General features: G+C 39.5%; 15 protein-coding genes. 1 reads left to right on the top strand and 14 read right to left on the bottom strand.

Going from position 1 to position 17848, the window contains the following annotated elements; all coding sequences use genetic code 11:
- Positions 1-25: 25 nt before the first annotated feature.
- From ASG14_RS04030 to ASG14_RS03965, 14 genes are all read right to left on the bottom strand, one after another.
- Positions 26-268 carry a hypothetical protein gene (locus ASG14_RS04030; protein WP_056869740.1) on the bottom strand — a complete coding sequence of 81 codons (243 nt, stop codon included), beginning with the start codon at positions 266-268 and terminating at the stop codon, positions 26-28.
- Between the two features lie 146 nt (positions 269-414).
- Positions 415-720: a 30S ribosomal protein S10 gene (rpsJ, locus tag ASG14_RS04025; protein WP_008244591.1), complete on the bottom strand. Its 306-nt coding sequence runs from the start codon at positions 718-720 to the stop codon at positions 415-417.
- Positions 721-858: 138 nt separating this feature from the next.
- The gene (gene fusA, locus ASG14_RS04020; RefSeq protein ID WP_056869739.1) at positions 859-2973 is read right to left on the bottom strand and encodes an elongation factor G; all 2115 of its coding nucleotides are present in this window, start codon (positions 2971-2973) and stop codon (positions 859-861) included.
- A gap of 95 nt (positions 2974-3068) precedes the next feature.
- Positions 3069-3536 (bottom strand): 30S ribosomal protein S7, encoded by a 468-nt coding sequence (rpsG, locus tag ASG14_RS04015; protein WP_029278632.1) that lies wholly within the window; start codon positions 3534-3536, stop codon positions 3069-3071.
- Positions 3537-3553: 17 nt separating this feature from the next.
- Positions 3554-3967 carry a 30S ribosomal protein S12 gene (gene rpsL, locus ASG14_RS04010; protein ID WP_008244597.1) on the bottom strand — a complete coding sequence of 138 codons (414 nt, stop codon included), beginning with the start codon at positions 3965-3967 and terminating at the stop codon, positions 3554-3556.
- 455 nt (positions 3968-4422) lie between these two features.
- Positions 4423-5451, bottom strand: coding sequence for a discoidin domain-containing protein (locus ASG14_RS04005; protein WP_056869738.1), 1029 nt, complete (start codon positions 5449-5451; stop codon positions 4423-4425).
- Between the two features lie 8 nt (positions 5452-5459).
- On the bottom strand, positions 5460-6770 hold the full coding sequence (locus tag ASG14_RS04000) for a DUF5077 domain-containing protein (protein ID WP_082491327.1): 1311 nt from the start codon (positions 6768-6770) through the stop codon (positions 5460-5462).
- An 11-nt stretch (positions 6771-6781) separates the two neighbouring features.
- Entirely contained in the window at positions 6782-8281 is a 1500-nt protein-coding gene (locus ASG14_RS03995; RefSeq protein WP_056869736.1) for a RagB/SusD family nutrient uptake outer membrane protein, read from the bottom strand.
- A gap of 11 nt (positions 8282-8292) precedes the next feature.
- The gene (locus ASG14_RS03990) at positions 8293-11295 is read right to left on the bottom strand and encodes a SusC/RagA family TonB-linked outer membrane protein (RefSeq protein WP_056869735.1); all 3003 of its coding nucleotides are present in this window, start codon (positions 11293-11295) and stop codon (positions 8293-8295) included.
- Positions 11296-11930: 635 nt separating this feature from the next.
- Positions 11931-12152, bottom strand: a complete 222-nt coding sequence (locus ASG14_RS03985; protein ID WP_056869734.1) for a VF530 family DNA-binding protein — start codon at positions 12150-12152, stop codon at positions 11931-11933.
- 27 nt (positions 12153-12179) lie between these two features.
- A complete protein-coding gene (locus ASG14_RS03980; protein ID WP_235528505.1) occupies positions 12180-12788 on the bottom strand; it encodes a trans-aconitate 2-methyltransferase in 609 nt (202 codons plus the stop codon).
- An 85-nt stretch (positions 12789-12873) separates the two neighbouring features.
- Positions 12874-14865, bottom strand: coding sequence for a M1 family metallopeptidase (locus tag ASG14_RS03975; RefSeq protein WP_056869733.1), 1992 nt, complete (start codon positions 14863-14865; stop codon positions 12874-12876).
- A gap of 118 nt (positions 14866-14983) precedes the next feature.
- The gene (locus ASG14_RS03970) at positions 14984-15721 is read right to left on the bottom strand and encodes a hypothetical protein (protein WP_056869732.1); all 738 of its coding nucleotides are present in this window, start codon (positions 15719-15721) and stop codon (positions 14984-14986) included.
- A 67-nt stretch (positions 15722-15788) separates the two neighbouring features.
- On the bottom strand, positions 15789-16136 hold the full coding sequence (locus ASG14_RS03965) for a Spx/MgsR family RNA polymerase-binding regulatory protein (RefSeq protein ID WP_056869731.1): 348 nt from the start codon (positions 16134-16136) through the stop codon (positions 15789-15791).
- Positions 16137-16339: 203 nt separating this feature from the next.
- Between ASG14_RS03965 and ASG14_RS03960 the strand changes: the two genes are divergently transcribed.
- Positions 16340-17845, top strand: coding sequence for a sensor histidine kinase (locus ASG14_RS03960; protein WP_162238701.1), 1506 nt, complete (start codon positions 16340-16342; stop codon positions 17843-17845).
- Positions 17846-17848 lie beyond the last annotated feature (3 nt).

The following is a 17848-nucleotide window of genomic DNA, read 5'->3' as shown; positions in this document are numbered from 1 at the left end:
GCAAATTCAGCTTCAGACCTTAAGATTATTTCACGCCGTTTGTTTGATTTGGCCGACTTTCCGGTTGGGTAGTATTTTCATTTTCCGAACCATTTGTGTCTCTACTTTCTGGCGGATGATCCATCCTTGTTTCTTCCAGTTCAGAAAAATCGCCACCCTTTTGGTTTGCAACTTCGCCATGAGATGGCTTTTTGCTGTCCGCTTCCGGCTTTGCAAAATCCTGTCCTTTAACAGCCCCAGATTTATCGTTTTGTTCCTCGGTTCCCATAAATTCCTTTAAAGAATAAACTATCGGTAAAGCCTTTTGTTTTTAAGAATTTAAAAGCAAGTTAGGATAGCCCGCTAAAGTTGAAGTTCGGGATAACAAAAAAGGCCTGAATTTACATCCAGGCCTTTTTATTGCTTTAAAATCTATCACACTTTGATTTCAACTTCAACACCGCTAGGTAATTCAAGTTTCATTAAAGCATCTACCGTTTTAGAGTTAGAGCTGTAAATATCCAAAAGGCGTTTATAAGCGCATAATTGAAATTGCTCTCTAGCTTTTTTGTTTACGTGTGGAGAACGTAATACAGTAAAGATTTTTTTCTCTGTAGGAAGTGGAATTGGTCCACTAACAACTGCACCCGTAGGCTTAACAGTTTTTACGATTTTCTCAGCAGATTTATCTACTAAGTTGTAATCGTAAGATTTTAATTTAATTCTGATTCTTTGGCTCATCTTATTTTAATTATGATTTCCTGTTAGAGCTATTAACAACAGAAATCGGATTTATCTTTTTAGTATTAGTAGCAAGTATTTAGTATCGAGTATCAAGACTCAATGCAGGTCTTGATACTTGATACTTTTATCTTAATACTAATCTTCAGCTTTAATTCTGCCTTTTGATTTAGCAATTACTTCGTCTTGAACGTTTTTAGGCGCTGGTTCGTAGTGATCGAATTCCATTGTAGAAGTTGCACGACCTGAAGTGATGGTACGCAACTGAGTTACATAACCGAACATTTCTGAAAGTGGAACTAATGCTTTGATAACCTGAGATCCATTACGGGTATCCATACCTTGTAACTGACCACGACGACGGTTCATATCACCGATAACATCACCCATGTTTTCTTCAGGGGTTAAGATTTCGATTTTCATGATTGGCTCCATCAAAGTAGGTTTACATTTAGGTAAAGCCTCACGATATGCCATTTTAGCTGCAAGCTCAAATGATAAAGCATCTGAATCGACTGCGTGGAATGAACCATCAATCAAACGTACTTTCATATCAGGAAGCGGATAACCTGCCAATACACCATTAACCATTGCCGCTGCAAAGCCTTTTTCTACTGAAGGAATAAATTCACGTGGAATTGAACCACCTGTAATTTCGTTTACGAATTGTAAACCACCTTTTTCAAAATCAGCATCAATTGGAGAAATAACAACCTGGATATCCGCGAATTTACCACGACCACCCGATTGTTTTTTATACGTTTCACGGTGTTGCGTAGAACCGAAGATTGCCTCTTTGTATGCTACTTGTGGCGCACCCTGGTTAACTTCTACTTTAAATTCACGTTTTAAACGGTCAATTAAGATATCTAAGTGAAGCTCACCCATACCAGAGATTACAGTTTGACCAGTTTCTTGGTCTGTTTGAACTCTGAATGTAGGATCTTCTTCAGCTAATTTAGATAAGCCCATGCCTAATTTATCAACGTCAGCTTGAGTTTTAGGCTCAATTGCTAAACCGATAACCGGCTCAGGGAAATTCATTGATTCAAGGATGATTGGGTTTTTCTCTTCACAAAGTGTATCACCTGTTTTAATATCTTTAAATCCAACTACCGCAGCGATATCTCCGGCAGCCACATTAGGCACAGGATTTTGCTTGTTAGCATGCATTTGGAAGATACGAGAAATACGCTCTTTACTTTCTGAACGAGTGTTATAAACGTAAGAACCGGCTTCCAGGTTACCTGAATAAACACGGATGAAACATAAACGACCTACGAATGGGTCTGTTGCAATTTTAAAAGCTAAAGCTGCAAACGGCTCATTAATGCTTGGTTTTAATAAAACTTCAGCACCAGTATCTGGATTAGTACCAACAACACCTTCAGAATCAAGTGGCGAAGGCAATAACTCCATCACGTAATCTAACATGGTTTGAACACCTTTGTTTTTGAAAGATGAACCACAAACCATAGGTACAATTTTAGCATCTAAAACAGCTGCACGTAAAGCATCTAAAATTTCACGTTCAGTAATCGAGTTTGGATCTTCAAAGAATTTCTCCATTAAAGATTCATCATAATCAGCTACAGATTCTAATAATTTCTCTCTCCACTCCGCAACTTCATCAAGCATATCTTCTGGGATAGGCACTTCAGTAAAGGTCATACCTTTATCATGCTCATTCCAAACAATACCACGGTTGTTAATCAAATCAACCACACCTTTAAATCCGTCTTCAGCACCGATAGGTAATTGCAATGGAACTGCATTACTACCTAACATGTCTTTAACTTGCTTAACAACTTTTAAGAAGTCAGCTCCGGAACGGTCCATTTTGTTAACGAAACCAATACGGGCAACATTATAGTTGTTAGCTAAACGCCAGTTAGTTTCTGATTGAGGCTCAACACCATCAACTGCAGAAAACAAGAATACTAAACCATCTAATACACGTAACGAACGGTTTACCTCAACGGTAAAATCCACGTGTCCGGGTGTATCGATAATGTTCATGTGGTAAGCCTGACCTCTGTATTTCCACTCAACCGTAGTTGCGGCAGAAGTAATTGTGATACCACGCTCTTGCTCTTGCGCCATCCAGTCCATTGTTGCAGCACCTTCGTGCACTTCACCAATTTTATGACTAACACCAGCATAATAAAGGATACGCTCAGTTGTTGTAGTTTTACCTGCATCAATGTGAGCTGCGATTCCGATATTTCTTGTAAATTTTAAATCTCTTGCCATTGTTTATAATTAGCGAATGATTGAATTAGAGAATGTGAGAATGATATTAAAACCACTCGCTCATTCAAAATTCAATCATTCAATCATTTTAATATTTAGAATCTAAAGTGTGAGAACGCTTTGTTAGCCTCAGCCATTTTGTGCGTATCTTCTTTCTTTTTAACAGCAGCACCTTCACCCTTAGCAGCAGCTACAATTTCGCCAGCTAATTTCTCTTTCATGGTTTTTTCGCCACGTTTACGAGCGTATAAAATTAACCATTTCATACCTAAAGCTGTTTTACGTTCTGGTCTAACCTCAGTTGGAACCTGGAAGTTAGCACCACCAACACGACGAGATTTAACCTCTACAGCTGGCATAATGTTAGTTAAAGCACGTTTAAATATCTCTAAACCGTTTTCACCTGCTTTTTTCTCAGCAATTTCAACAGCATCGTAAAAAATAGAGTAAGCGATAGATTTCTTTCCATCGTACATCATATTGTTTACAAAACGAGTTACCTGAACATCATTAAATTTTGGATCAGGAAGAATAATTCTCTTTTTTGGTTTTGACTTTCTCATTTCTTATTTCCTCCCGATTATTTCTTTTTACCTTTTGTTGGCGCCGCAGCTACTTGTCCTGGTTTAGGACGTTTAGTACCATATTTCGAACGACGTTGGTTACGACCAGCTACTCCTGATGTATCTAATGCACCACGGATAATGTGGTAACGTACACCTGGTAAATCTTTAACACGACCACCACGGATCAACACGATTGAGTGCTCCTGTAAGTTGTGACCTTCTCCAGGGATGTATGCATTCACCTCTTTACCGTTCGTTAAACGAACACGGGCTACTTTACGCATTGCTGAGTTTGGTTTTTTAGGGGTAGTGGTGTACACACGTGTACATACACCTCTTCGCTGTGGACAGCTGTCCAACGCTGGAGACTTACTCTTGAACTCCAGTGCTACTCTACCTTTTCTAACTAATTGTTGAATGGTTGGCATTGTGCTTTTTTATGTTTTTTATTTAAAAAATTACCGCTCCCCCGGCATCTTTGCAGATAGCCCATAAAACGGACTGCAAAAGTAGAACAATTCTTTTTAAAAATCAAGGGGTTAGCACAAAAAGTTTGTACGTTTTAAGTTGTTGTGAAATGTTGGGCGTCGAGTTAGGATTTGATTTTGGATTTTAAGAACGAAGTGCTAGTCGCAACTGGCTGAACAGTTGAGAAAATTATCAGTGCAAACATGGCGGCTGTACCTAGTTTTTTGCAGCCCAACTGATGATTTAGAACTCAGTTGTTGTGATAACTTGCCGGCGTTAAAGCTTGAGATAACATGAATTTTGAAAACAAAAAAGCCCCCAAAAAGTGTTTAGCTTTTGGGGGCATTTTTGTTTTGAGACTGCTTTTTTCTATCACTTAAAGCATATCATTACCTATTTAGAAACATTGCTCTTCCTATAATTTTACGTAAGCTTCAAAGTTTGCCAAACAAGGATATGGCGTACCTTCAAGTAAAGTAATTTTAATATACCTGATTGGCGCTGACGGAGAAACCGCAAATTTTTGCTCCGTAGTTGTCGCCGGGTTAAAGTTTCTATTATCGCCAAGCTGCGTAAATATAGTTCCATCGGCGCTGCCGGATACAGAAAATTTAGTAAAACCTTGCTTAGCATCGGTGTGTGCATTTAAACCGATATAACTGAGCAGGCTTGCTTTTTTCATATCTATAATAACCCAATGTGGATAAGGGTGCAACACCTCATAATCGGCTTGCCAGAATGAAGGAATACCGGTGGCTGTAGGGCTTTTGGCAGAAATTACATCGACAACATATGCGGCCAGATTCGTTTCGTCGCCAGGAAAGTTTACTTCGCTCGATGCCGTTGCCGTCCAGCCGGCCTTGTCCAAAGCCACATCAGTAATTGCTACCCGTTCTTGCAGGCCCTTCACACTCAACTCTGCTAAAAACGTAATAGAGCCGGTTTGCGTGGCCGCTTTTTCCAATGCAGTCAATTTTACAAACCGCACATTTCTCGCCGGACTGATTGTAAAAGCTTGTTCGGTGGTTAATGCCGGATTAAAGGTAAACTCGCCAATATTTATGAAAGTAGTTCCATCAACGCTGCCTTCGAGTTTAAATTTTGTAAAGCCTTTAACGCTGTTCTGTCTTGCTGTTAAATTAACCTGGGTAATTACAATCGGCTTTTTCATGTCAACGAGCAACCAATGTGGATAAGCAGTTTGTGCGCCCGCATAATTGCTATGCCAGATGGTATTTATATCGCCGTCTAAAACCGCAGTCGCAAGACCAGTATTTTCGCCGGTTAACTGTTCGCTTGATGCTGTTATGGTCCAGGCAGATCTATCCAGAACGGTTTCTTCAAGGTTAGACGTAAGCTCAGGACTTTTATCTTTTTTGCAGGAACTGACTACACCCAATATCGAGAGTAAAATCAATAAGCCAGAGAATTTTATTGTTGTCATTTTGTTGTCTAATTAGTTGGTAAAGCAGTTAAGTTTACGGATGGTGCAATGCCTGTGGCCGTGCGGGTAAAGTTGGTGTTGTTCGGAACAAAATCGTTAAAGAATGCACCATTTTGAAGGTAAAATTTGCCGTCTTCTACACCACCTTTAAAATCCATGCGTTGCTGTGTTGTTCCGGTTGGGTCGCAGCTAAATCTGGCTGCGCTTATTTCTGCCCAAACACCAGCGGTGTTTCTTACCCACATGTTGTTGTATAAAGCCTTACGTCCGGTATAACCTAAATCGACATTAAAGTTCTCGAGGAAAGAGTTTAAGCCTGCAACATAAGTATTTGTAGCGGGCCTTTTGAAAGTGGCCATAAATTTCCATACGCCAAGTTCGGGCGCAAAAAACCAAGATGAATACAGGGTGTTACCTGCGCCATCTGGCTTTATTTGGGTTAGAAATTTATAGGTATTCCCGGCTTTCCAGTTGTAGACCAAATAGCTTTGTCCACCGGTACCTTCGCCTGCAAAATTACCATTTACAACATCTGCACCTTTGCTGGTCAATAGTGTTTTACCACCAGAATCGGCATCCCATACCGAAAATAACACCCACCGTTCAGTTGCCGACTTAACCTGGATACCAAAATATCCACCATTGAAACCATTCGACATGTAGTAAGACCCGATATTATCCTGGCCTGCCGGCACAGTTAATTCGTTATACATCCATTCGTTATTACCGGCAGGAGCGGTATAGTTTAAATGAACGGATGGCCCTCTTCTTGACCAATAAAACTGATTATCGGCACTAACACTTGCGTATTGCAGATTGCTTGAAGCAGCATTTCCGCCCACCATAATATCTGAAACTTCTGCAAATGTAACACCGTCTTTGCTGACGCCCTGTAAATCAACTTTTACATAGCCTGGAGTTGTAATATCAACGATTCCGGCTGGATATACCGCAGCTGTAGTGCCACTCAAAGTCACCTCAAACGAAGTACCGTTAACAGTTAGTTTAACTACACTTTTACCGCTAATTACAGTTCCTTTAATTGCGAGGTTTAACTTACCGGCCTGGCCAACCTTAAAATAGGTACTAATTACACTGGTGTTATTTTTCCAGTTCGACAGTGTTGAACCGATAGTTTCGGTTGCCCCGGCGACTGATTGCGTTACAAAACTATTTCCCTGAACAGGAATAGCTATACTTGTTTCAATCACGGCGGGGCGAGGCTTAAAGGTGTTCTTTTCGTTTTGTCCGCTTTTTTTGCAGGCTAACATTGCAGTAAAAAAACTTAGGGCGATTAATAGACTAAATATTCTTTTCATAATTTCTCGTATTAAGGATTTTGAGTAAGATTTTTATTATTATCAATCTCATATTGTGGAACATAGAAAATAACCCTTGCATCGGTAGGCAAAATTGTTTGGGTTATATTGGTGTTTGGTGTGTTGTTAAGTGCATGTGTTCCTGGGTAGTTTCTGCTCATTGGTTTGTTATTTCTAAACAAATCGTAAGCCCGCTGCCCTTCGAAAGCAAACTCCAGTCTGCGCTCGTCCAAAACAACATCCAGGATGGTTTTTCCTGCCAAGATAGCCGAAACCGTTAAAACCGGGATGCCGGCACGGGAACGAATGATGTTTACATCATCTAAGGCCAGTTGCACATTTCCTAATTTAGCGTTGGCCTCGGCCTTGTTTAAATACATTTCTGCCAGGCGTAGGTAAACCGGCGAACTTAAATTGGCAATCCCTTCCTGCAGATTGTATTTTGTTACGTAATACATCGGCACATTCGGCGAGATTTTAGTGTTAACCTGCTGTACGCCGTTAATTTTATAAGGTGCAATAAAACTATGCCTTAAATCTGCCGGGTTTTTATCGAGTTCGGTCACATATTGTTGCGAAGCATAAATTTCACCATAACCCGTATTTCCCTGCGCACCCGGCGTAGACAAAGCACCCGGAGTACCGCTATAGTACATTGAACCGATTGCACCAAAATCCTGATCTTCAGTTTTGGTGTAACGAATGGCAAAAATAGTTTCAGCATTTGCTTCAGGTGTTTTGGTGAAATAGCTACCATAATCTGCGCCCTGCAATAATTTATAGCGACCAGAACTGATAACCAAATCAGCGTATTTAATCGCATTAGCATTATCACCCATGTTTAAATAAACTCTGGATAATAGCGCATAAGCAACTTCTTTCGAGGCGAAAATATCTGATTTAGCTACAGACATAAGTTCTGCAGATTTCAACAAATCTGAAAGTGCTGCATCATAAACCTCCTTTACGGTATTTCTTGATGGCGAGGTCGTGTTTGTTCCCTCTTTCAAGATTGGAACGCCCGGATTAGCCCCATTTCCCTGAACATAAGGGCGCCCAAACACACGCACGAGGTTAAATTCCATCATCCCTTTAAGAAATAGGTTTTCTCCCTTTAACTGTTTTAAATCGGCAGTAGCATTATCTGGTATTGCAGCGATAATTTTATTTGCAGCCACAATAACATAGTAGGCCTGTTTCCAAAAATTGGCACCATGTGTTCCTGTCGGGATATGCGTATAACGATAACACCTCGATAAGTCATCAGAAGAAGGCTGGCCCTGAGCGATGTTATCGCCCTGATATTCTGTTAAAAAGTGTGCACTTCTTACATAAGTTGCATTTCTAAGTACTGCGTAAGTACCAATTGTAGCAGTTTCAATATCACCTGGATTTGTTAATGCAGATTGATCGTCAATCGCGGTTGATGGTTTAACCTCCTTTTTACAGCTCCCTAAACCGAAAGCGAAGACAATTGCTATTGTATATATTTTAAATTGAATCTTTTTCATTTTTTGCTCTCCTATAAACCAATGTTTACACCAAATAATACCTTTTTACTTAGTGGATACCTGAAACTAGACACTCCTGAACTTAAATTTACTTCGGGATCTGTGCCCGAAAATTTAGTGCCTGTCCAAAGGTTATCGCCGCTTACAAAAATTCTGGCGCTGCTAATTTTAATCTTACTCAGCCAGTTTTCTGGAATCTGATAGCCCAGCGTAACATTCCGCAAGCGGATGTAGCTTCCATTTTCAAGGTATCTTGTTGATTGTTGGTTTGAATCGTGATTTCCACCCAAAACCGGTTTTGGATGCGTGGCTACATCTCCGATTTTTTCCCATCTGGTCCAACCCGATTTTAATACCATCGCATTATAACTTTCGTACAAGCCATCGTTATCGAAATAAGCACGACTGTTATTATACACTTCGTTGCCGTAAACAAAATTTAGGAATGCACTTAGCGAGAAGCCTTTGTAAGAAAATGTATTGGTAAAACCGCCGGTAAATTTTGGCGAAGCAGAAGTGCCTGTATACTGGCGGGTTGCCTGTGCGTAGGTATTTGTAACGGCGATATGGCTTACACCGTCGGCATCGGTAATTACTTTCTCCCAAAGCGGATCGCCATTATTTGGATCTACACCGGCCCAGATTGGCATCTTCCAGTCGAAAATATCGCGACCAACAGCACTTGGCTGAGAACCCCCTGGATTTATAGCGTCTTTATCATTCGTTAACTTCAAAATTGTATTTCTGTTAAAAGCCATGTTTAAATTGGTTTCCCATTTAAATTCACCCGTAAAGTTTTTTGTTGTCAGGTTAAATTCTAACCCTCTGTTTTTTAAAGCGCCAACATTATCAAAATAGCCTTTATAACCTTCGGTTGAAGGAAGCGGCACAAAGAATAATAATGCATTAGAACGCTTGTCGTACAAATCGACACTTAAATCTATGCGATTCCAGAAACCAATGTCGAGACCAATATTTGCTGTTTTCTGCTTTTCCCAGGTTAAATTCGGGTTTCCCTTTTGAGATGGACTTGCGCCGGGAAGACCTCCATAACTTGCTCCGGTATCAATAGAATAAAGACCTAAAGATGGATAATCACCAATTTCCGCATTACCTGTTGTACCATAACTTGCTCTTAGTTTTAGGAAGCTAATCGCTTTAATAGATTTTAAAAACTGTTCGTTGCTAAGAATCCACGAGGCGCCCAATTGATAGAAATCGCCACCACTTTTGTTTATACCAAAACGTGATGAATTTTCATGCACAAATGATGCGATGGCAAAATATTTTCCAGCATAGTTATAATCTACCTGACTCAGGTATTTGCTGAAATTATACTCATTCGTTCCGCCAGATGGATTGCTAATAATATCGGTTGCGGTGGACATCACCGGACGACCGGCAGGCAAATTTTTTCCGTTTAGGTTGGCTTCATCGTAATATGATTTTTCGGCCTCTCCAACGGCAAGAACAGTTAGGTGGTTTTCGCCAAAACTATTTTCATATTTCAGCCTGTTAGAACTTAGCAACCTATTTTTATAGCTGGTAGAGTTGTACAAAGAACCGTTCGTTGCACCGCCTTCCTTAGTCCGTTTATCGTAGTAATCTACAGCAAATGTGTTGTAAAAAGTTGTTCTGTTATAGCTGGAGAAAGTTAGATTTTTAACAATGTTATAATCGAGATTTACATCGGCACTCAGGTTTAAACTTCTTGCATACGAAAGATTGTATTGTGTAGAATGTAAAAAGTTTTCGACGTCGCGTCCCAGCCAACTTGGGGTAATCCTTGGGTCAATGGGCGTACCATCCATGTTATACGCCGGGTCGAAAGGCAAGTTTAAATAACCATCACCCAAACTATTACTATTTGCATAGTTATCCCTCGTGAAAACTCCGTTTAGCAACAAACTTAGTTTAAGTTTTTTGGTTAACTGGCTGCTCAAGTTTGTGCGTAAGTTGTAAGCATTTTTATCGTTGTTAACCACAGTACCTTGCTCTCTATAGTAATTTCCGGCTACATAATAGCGTGTTTTCTCAGTTCCACCTGATGCCGAAACCGTATAGTTTTGCGTCATACCATCCCGCGTGGCTAAATCCCACCAATTGGTATCGGTATTTAAAACCGCCGGATTAGGATTTGAAAATTTTTTCTGGTAATCGTACAATTGCTGACTGTCCATCAGTTTGAAATTGCCTGTAGATGGTGAGTTAAAACCCACAACAGAATTAAATTCGATTTTGGCCTCGCCAGCTTTACCAGTTTTCGTAGTTACGATGATAACACCGCTACCCGCACGGGATCCATATAACCCTGTTGCCGCAGCATCTTTTAATATCGTGATAGATTCTACATCGTTTGGGCTGTATGTTGCACCCTCTGAGCCGTAAGCACCCAAAATGTTTCCATCAACAACCAATAGCGGTGCTGTACCCCCATTAATGCTACTTATACCACGAATGGTTATGTTGGGTGCTGATGTTGGATCGCCAGAAGCCGACGAAACGACCACTCCGGGGGCCTTACCCTGAATCATAGAAATTACATCGTTGGAAGCAACGCCTTTAAGCTTTTCTGCAGAAATTACAGAGACTGAACTTGATAATTCGCCCTGCTTTTTTGAAGAATAGCCAACAACAACCACATCAGATAGATTGTTGTCTTCTTCCGCCAGGGAAATATTGAAAACAGTTTTGCCCTGAATTGCGATTTCCTGGGTTTTGTAACCCATGGATTTGACAACCAAAATTCCATTAGCTGGAACTTTTATTGTGAAATTACCATCTCCATCGGTAGAAGTACCAATACCAGGGTTGGATTTTAAAGTTACAGTTGCACCCGGAACAGGCCCGGATTTATCTGTTATTTTACCTTTTATCGTTACGTCATCAGCAGGCATTGCTTTCACATAAGCGTGGCCTAGACTGGTTTTGTTACTTATTATAGTTGCTGCCTGACTTTTATTTAGCCATAACAAGCCAACTCCTCCAAGTAGTAGTAAAGATTTAATCTTCATATTGTATTTTTTAGTTAGTTGATAGGTTATTGAATTCACATTTATGGTTTAATTTCATTCATAGGCAGCTAAGGGTTGATAAGAGTTTGTTTTTCGGTTTTAAGACTTATTTGGTTAGTTTATTGCGAGGAATTACAAAACCACTGTTAAATGGTTAATCGCCTCATATAAAAACCTAATTTATAGCATTCGAATAGCACTTTTTTTTAAAATACTACGCAAACGTTTGTCAACAAAGCACATAAAAATCCTACAAGCTACATTTCGCAGATCTGAAGGATTTAGGACGTGCACCAATTTATTCTAATTAAAACCGAAAGTGCTTTTTACCCGGTTTCAAGAAGATTTAAATCGTGAAAAGAGATGAAAGGTGATTAAATAAGGAGGAATTGGCTGAGAAAAATAACGCAATTTCAAAAACAACAAACGTTTGCGTTAAGATTTATCATCCAAATCAGAACCCGAAGCATAATTATGTGCCTGCGGAGTTAAGAAATAGTGCTTTCAATGATGATTGCTGTAATTATGTTTGAATATCTGGCTGTTTTTTGCTTTGACTAAACCAAAGTCTGCGCTTTTGAAAGATAATTAAAATTGAGCGAATTAACGCTTTCACTTAAAAACGGTAGCTTTTGCTATTTGTTGAACGTAGTTAGGTATAGTTCTTCCACTTTTTTTCTGGCCCAATCCATTCTGCGTAAAAACTTTAAACTTGATTTGATACTTTGATTATTGTTAAAACAATCAATTTTAATTAACGAACCCAATTTTTCCCACCCATAATGAAGCTGTAAATCGGTTACTATCTTTTCTAAAGTAATGCCATGCAGGGGATTATTCTTTTGCTGTTCAATCATGTTTGCAAAGTTATATCAAATAATAAATTAAAGCGATTTATATTGAGCCATCCAAACAGTTGCGTTTCCACAGGCGGGATCATCAATTGTATGCGACAAGATGCTGAAATTATGCCTTTCTAACAGCAACTCGTATTCAGCGCTATCTAAAGATGCATGAAATAAATTCACTCCGCCGTTTATACCCCAAGCCTCTCCTTTTTTCGTTCCGGAGGTAAAAAGTAAAATCCCTTTTGGTTTTAAATGCTGTTCAAAAACAGCAAACATTCTTGTTTGATCTGCAGCAGGCAAATGAAAAAAACTATGCCAGGCAACCACAGCATCATATTTTTTTGGTAATGATAACTCCCGCATATCAGCTAAAATAAAAGCTGCCAATGGTAAATTTTTCTTTGCCAGCCCAAGCATTTTCTCACTTGCATCTACACCGGTTACGTTGAAACCTTTATCCTGAAAATAATTTAAAATCGGCAAACCTGTTCCGCAACCAACATCAAGGATGCTTCCATTGGTCGGGATTAAAGCGATGAGTTTATCGAGGTAGCCTTTTTCCATTAAATTTTGAGGACGGTTTTCAGCAAACCAATCTCCAATTTCATTGTAAGCTTCAAATACGTTCTGGCGATCTTCTTCCATAATGCAACCTAACCATTTGCCCCTAAAAAAACAAAAGCCATTCTGCAAACAGAATGGCTTTTGAATAAGAATTGTACCGTTAAAATTATTGAGCTGTCCAGCTATTGTTATCAGGATTTAAATCTGGCAACACTTTATTTGGATCTAAGAATACTGATGTAACTTCTTCATTTGTTGGATAACGTATAGTCCAGCTTGTGTTTTTCATCCAAACATCAACCGGAAGTTTTATGATATCCGTTTTACCACTTTTAGTTTTAACCTGAAGGATAATTGGCATTGGCATTTTTTCCAGATTATTTACCTGAATGGTATAAGCTGTAATGTTTCCGTCGGTTTTAACGGCTTGTACATTACCGATTGCCTGGTCCATTTTCCAGTTGTTTAACCACCAGCTTCTCCAAAACCAAGCTAAATCTTCACCGGCACCATTTTCCATCGAACGAAAGAAATCAAAAGGTGTTGGGTGTTTAAATGCCCAGTTCTTTATATACTGGCGGAAGGCGTAGTCAAATCTGTCTTCGCCCAATACCTGGTCTCTTAAAATATTTAAGCCCCATCCTGGTTTGCTGTAAAGGTTAATACCAATATTTCTTTCTGCCATTCCATCAGGCATAAGCATAATGTTTTCCATTGCTGGGTTACCAATTACTGCTTTACCAATACGGTTCATATCTGTCGGGCGTGGTTTATACTCGCCGTTGTTAAAACTCTGAGCTGAAATACCGTTGATGAAAGTATTAAAACCTTCGTCCATCCAGCCGTATTTACGCTCATTCGAGCCCACAATCATCGGGAACCACGAGTGTCCGAATTCATGGTCGATTACGCCCCATGCACTTGCTTTTTTAGCTTTCCAGCCGCAAAATACTATCCCGGGATATTCCATACCGCCAATATTTGTAGCTACGTTAACGGCCATTGGATAAGGATATTCGAACCATTTGGTAGAATAGTGTTCGATGGTAGATTTTACATATTCAACCCCGCGGCCATATGCATCTACTCCATTACTTTCAATCGGTTGGGCGGAAACGGCAAGGCCTTTTCTTCCACTCGGGAAATTAATACGAGCGGCGTCTAAAACAAATGATTTTGATGATGCCCAGGCAGCATCTCTGGCATTCATAATTTTGAATTTCCAGGTCAGTTTGTCTTTTGCCGGGCGGGATTTTGGATCAGTTACCTCTTCTGCAGCACGGATATGAACAGTTGCATCGCTCGCTTTAGCAGCATTCCATCTTTTTAACTGCTCGGCAGTAAACACTTCCTGCGGGTTTAACAACTCACCAGAGCCCATAACGATGTGTGTTGCAGGAGCGGTAATTGCATAGGTTATATCACCATATTCACAATAGAATTCGCCTCCGCCCCAGTATGGCAAAGTGTTCCAACCCAAAACATCATCATACACACACATACGTGGAAACCATTGTGCAATGGCAAAAATTTCACCATTCTGAGTCGTTAAATGCCCGGTTCTATCCGAACCTTCTTTAGGAACGATGTAAGAATAATCCATTTTAATGGTCACTACATCTCCATTTGCAGCCAAGGGCTGCGCTAAACGAATTTGCATTCTTGTATCTTCAACAATTGATGTGAATTTAACCGCAGCGGTTTTTTGCGAAACGCTAACATTATTAATTTTATATCCGCCATCAAATTTTTCGCCCTGCGCACCGTAACGGCTGCGGGCCGGCGTAACCTGCTGCCCGCGAGAACCCTCTTTAAAAGTATTCTGATCGAGTTGTAACCATAAATACGGTAACTTATCCGGACTATTGTTTTTATAAGTAATGGTAACTGTTCCGTTTACCATGCTTTTAGTTTCATCAAGACTTGCAGTGATGTTATAATCTACGCGATTTTGCCAGTATTTCGCACCTGGAGCACCATTTGCAGAACGAAATTCGTTACCATTTTGGGTATAAAATAGTGGCCCGAATGCTTCGGCAGGGCTATAGTTTGTTGTTGGAGGAGTGGCCGGTGTAGAAGCCTGCTGAGCCGATGCAGAAAACGCAAAAGCCAGGCAAACAAAACACGAAGTGATAAATTTGTTTAGTCTGATAGTCATAATATGTATTTATTTGGCGGCAAATATAAAAAATAAGCACAAAGTGTATTCTTTGTGCTTATAATGTTACTTTACAAGATGTTAAGGCCTGCATTGGCGGCAATTGTATTAACTGATCTTAATTTTTCAATGCTGGCAAATCCTGCATTTTTCTTTCTGCAGGCGATAACTTTAACCAGGCATGATAAGCCTGAACAATGTAGTATGAATATTTAAAAGGGCGTTCCGACTGTACTTTCAATACAGATGGACGGTAAAGAATCATAAAGTTTTTCAAGTCCTGCCCTTCCAGTTTAAGGAGATTGCTGATTGATTTTTCGTTAAAATTCCGGTCTATTTCTGCAAGATACTGCTCCCGCTCCTCAAACTCCGCTTCTTTTCGTTGCTGGCGCCGATATTTATTATAGCCCAGATTCATGCTTAAACCACCAACCTTGTCCGTCATTTTCTTGCGTTCAAGATTGCCACCAGTACCCATTAACGTGTACTTTTCTGCCATTGGATCTGGCGAGAGTATTTCTTTGTTTATTTTGGCTCCCCGAATGTTTACATCGCCCAAATTTGTATTCCGCTCAACCATGTAAATGGTTTTAGGCAACAAATTAGTTAAATATAATGTATCGGTGATGTAGCCCACCAAAGAAAATTCCAGCAAATCGCCTGTATTGGCTGCAATTGTAAACTTGCCCGAGGCGCTTGCGGATGTTATCTTTTTGCTATTCAGGTTTCTGATTGTTACGCCGGGTAATGAGTTGGATTTTTTAGAGAAATCGTAAATTGTACCCGTACTTACACTCGATTGCGCAAATACGCCAAAAGGAATGGCTAGAAATAGAAAGATAATCAGCTTATGCATAGTCAAAAGTATATTAGTTTAAATGCCCGAGTTTTGTTTTAACAAACTTTAACATTAAACAATGGTGTTAGCCAAGTGTTTCCGCATAAGTGTTATCATCAAAAGAAATTAAAATTGCATGACCATCCTTTTCGATAACCGGGCGTTTAATAGCACTGGTATTATGAATTAAATATTGAATTGCTTTTTCTTCGCTATCAATTCCAACCTGCTCTTCTTTAGTAAGCTTTTTCCAGGTTAAGCCTTTCCTGTTCAATACGGTTTCCCATCCAAATACCTTGCACCATTGACTTAATTTTTCTTCACTGATTCCCTTCTTCTTAAAATCATGGAATTCGAAGTCAATTTTATGCGCTTTTAACCAATCCAAAGATTTTTTTACAGTGTTGCAATTTGGTATTCCGTATACGGTCATTATATTCTTTTTTGTTCAAAGATAGGAATTGAATTTCGAATGAAAGGCTTTGTGGCAATTGAATGGATAACCAATGGAGAAAAGCCAGGAAGTTCCTATTCTATCAAATGCAGCTAATTCATCACATTTTTTTAATGTTCCATCACATTTTAAAAAGTTTTTTACGCTTCATTAGTAAAATTGCATCACCAAAAAAAAACAAAATGGATTTTAAAGATTTACGAAAAGTTGAGTTCTGGATATCTAGCGCACTCTATATTTTAGTTGTTATTTTACTTATTTCCGGCGCTGATGCCAGAATACGCAACGAGAATTACTACTATTTCTTAAGCGAGAAGATTACGTATTCTTACTTTTCGAATTACCTGGTACCCGAACTGTTTCGCTTTTCCATTCTTTACCTCACCTTTCTGGCAATAAACTTCCTCATTATGCCCGCATTTTTGAAAAAGCAAAATGTGCTGGCAAACAGTTTATTCCTTGCAGCCTTGTTTTTAATCGGCGGACTGGTTTTTAGCATTTGCAAAACCTATTTCGAAGCCTACACTTTATTTGATTACGATGATTTACAACATGCCTACAACAGAATCTTTTTTCGGGGCTACGTTTACAGCATGTGGTCTATCGTTATCATCTCTGCTTACTCGCTCATTAAAGCTTTCATAAAATACTTATCCGAAACTAAAGGAAAAAACGCTGATGAAGAAACCCAAATGAAGGTAGATATCGGGTTCGGACTTGGGTTTTGGTTTGTTGGCCTGCTCCTTTGGATATCGAGCAACTCTGCAATTGAACTCAGTATCTGTTGGACGCTTGTAATTTTCTCCGCCATAGGCATAGTAATCTATTCTATTTACACGCTGCTCCCTCAAAATTTTGCGAAAGAAAAGCCCTTCAAAGTGTTTTTTTGGCAAGTGTTTTTCATCTCGATTTTACTTGCAGTGCCACTCGGTTTAATTTCAACGCTGTTTATCTGGCGCATAGAAATGTTCTTCATCGTCTTTCTATTCCACATGCCAACGCAATTAATAATCAGCGCACCCTTATCGTGGTTTATTTATAAAAGGCGCCTTGCCAACAGAACAGAAATAACTTCACTAAAAACCGAGCTTGGAAAATCTGATGCAAGTTTAAGTTTTTTACAATCACAGATAAACCCGCATTTTCTTTTTAATGCTTTAAACACCCTGTTTGGAACCGCCTTGCAGGAGAATGCCGAACGCACCGGCGAAGGGATACAAAAACTTGGCGACATGATGCGTTTCATGTTACATGAAAATATGCAGGATAAAATCTCGCTTACCCGTGAGGTAGAATACCTTAATAACTACATGGACCTGCAAAAACTACGCACATCTCGCTCCGCGGATATAAAAATCGAAACCCAAATTGATGAACAGTTTAATAACCTGCAGATTACGCCCATGTTGCTGATTCCATTTGTAGAAAATGCCTTTAAACATGGTATAAGTTTGCAGCAACCATCGCACATAAAAATCACGCTTCAAACAAAAGAAAAAACCCTTTATTTCGATGTGCATAACAGCATACATTTGAAGGCCGATAACGACCCGGAGAAGTTAAAAAGTGGTATTGGTTTAGAAAATGTTAAGCAACGCTTAACCCTTCTATACTACGGCAGACACGAACTGATTATTCGTGAAAGCGCAAAAGAATTTTTTATTCATTTAACTTTACAGCTTGATTAAACC

This window comes from Pedobacter sp. Leaf194, assembly GCF_001423945.1.
Lineage (GTDB): Bacteria > Bacteroidota > Bacteroidia > Sphingobacteriales > Sphingobacteriaceae > Pedobacter.
The sequence above is the reverse complement of the archived record's forward strand: the minus strand, read 5'-3'. Positions and strand labels throughout refer to the sequence as shown.

Bases quoted from the DNA above. Each gene is read 5' to 3' on its own strand.
- ASG14_RS03990 (WP_056869735.1), bottom strand. From the start codon at position 11,295: ATGAAGATTAAATCTTTACTACTACTTGGAGGAGTTGGCTTGTTATGG.
- ASG14_RS03960 (WP_162238701.1), top strand. From the start codon at position 16,340: ATGGATTTTAAAGATTTACGAAAAGTTGAGTTCTGGATATCTAGCGCA.
- ASG14_RS03980 (WP_235528505.1), bottom strand. From the start codon at position 12,788: ATGGAAGAAGATCGCCAGAACGTATTTGAAGCTTACAATGAAATTGGA.
- ASG14_RS04005 (WP_056869738.1), bottom strand. From the start codon at position 5,451: ATGACAACAATAAAATTCTCTGGCTTATTGATTTTACTCTCGATATTG.
- ASG14_RS04030 (WP_056869740.1), bottom strand. From the start codon at position 268: ATGGGAACCGAGGAACAAAACGATAAATCTGGGGCTGTTAAAGGACAG.
- ASG14_RS03970 (WP_056869732.1), bottom strand. From the start codon at position 15,721: ATGCATAAGCTGATTATCTTTCTATTTCTAGCCATTCCTTTTGGCGTA.
- ASG14_RS03985 (WP_056869734.1), bottom strand. From the start codon at position 12,152: ATGATTGAACAGCAAAAGAATAATCCCCTGCATGGCATTACTTTAGAA.
- rpsG (WP_029278632.1), bottom strand. From the start codon at position 3,536: ATGAGAAAGTCAAAACCAAAAAAGAGAATTATTCTTCCTGATCCAAAA.
- rpsL (WP_008244597.1), bottom strand. From the start codon at position 3,967: ATGCCAACCATTCAACAATTAGTTAGAAAAGGTAGAGTAGCACTGGAG.
- ASG14_RS03975 (WP_056869733.1), bottom strand. From the start codon at position 14,865: ATGACTATCAGACTAAACAAATTTATCACTTCGTGTTTTGTTTGCCTG.
- rpsJ (WP_008244591.1), bottom strand. From the start codon at position 720: ATGAGCCAAAGAATCAGAATTAAATTAAAATCTTACGATTACAACTTA.
- fusA (WP_056869739.1), bottom strand. From the start codon at position 2,973: ATGGCAAGAGATTTAAAATTTACAAGAAATATCGGAATCGCAGCTCAC.
- ASG14_RS03995 (WP_056869736.1), bottom strand. From the start codon at position 8,281: ATGAAAAAGATTCAATTTAAAATATATACAATAGCAATTGTCTTCGCT.
- ASG14_RS03965 (WP_056869731.1), bottom strand. From the start codon at position 16,136: ATGACCGTATACGGAATACCAAATTGCAACACTGTAAAAAAATCTTTG.
- ASG14_RS04000 (WP_082491327.1), bottom strand. From the start codon at position 6,770: ATGAAAAGAATATTTAGTCTATTAATCGCCCTAAGTTTTTTTACTGCA.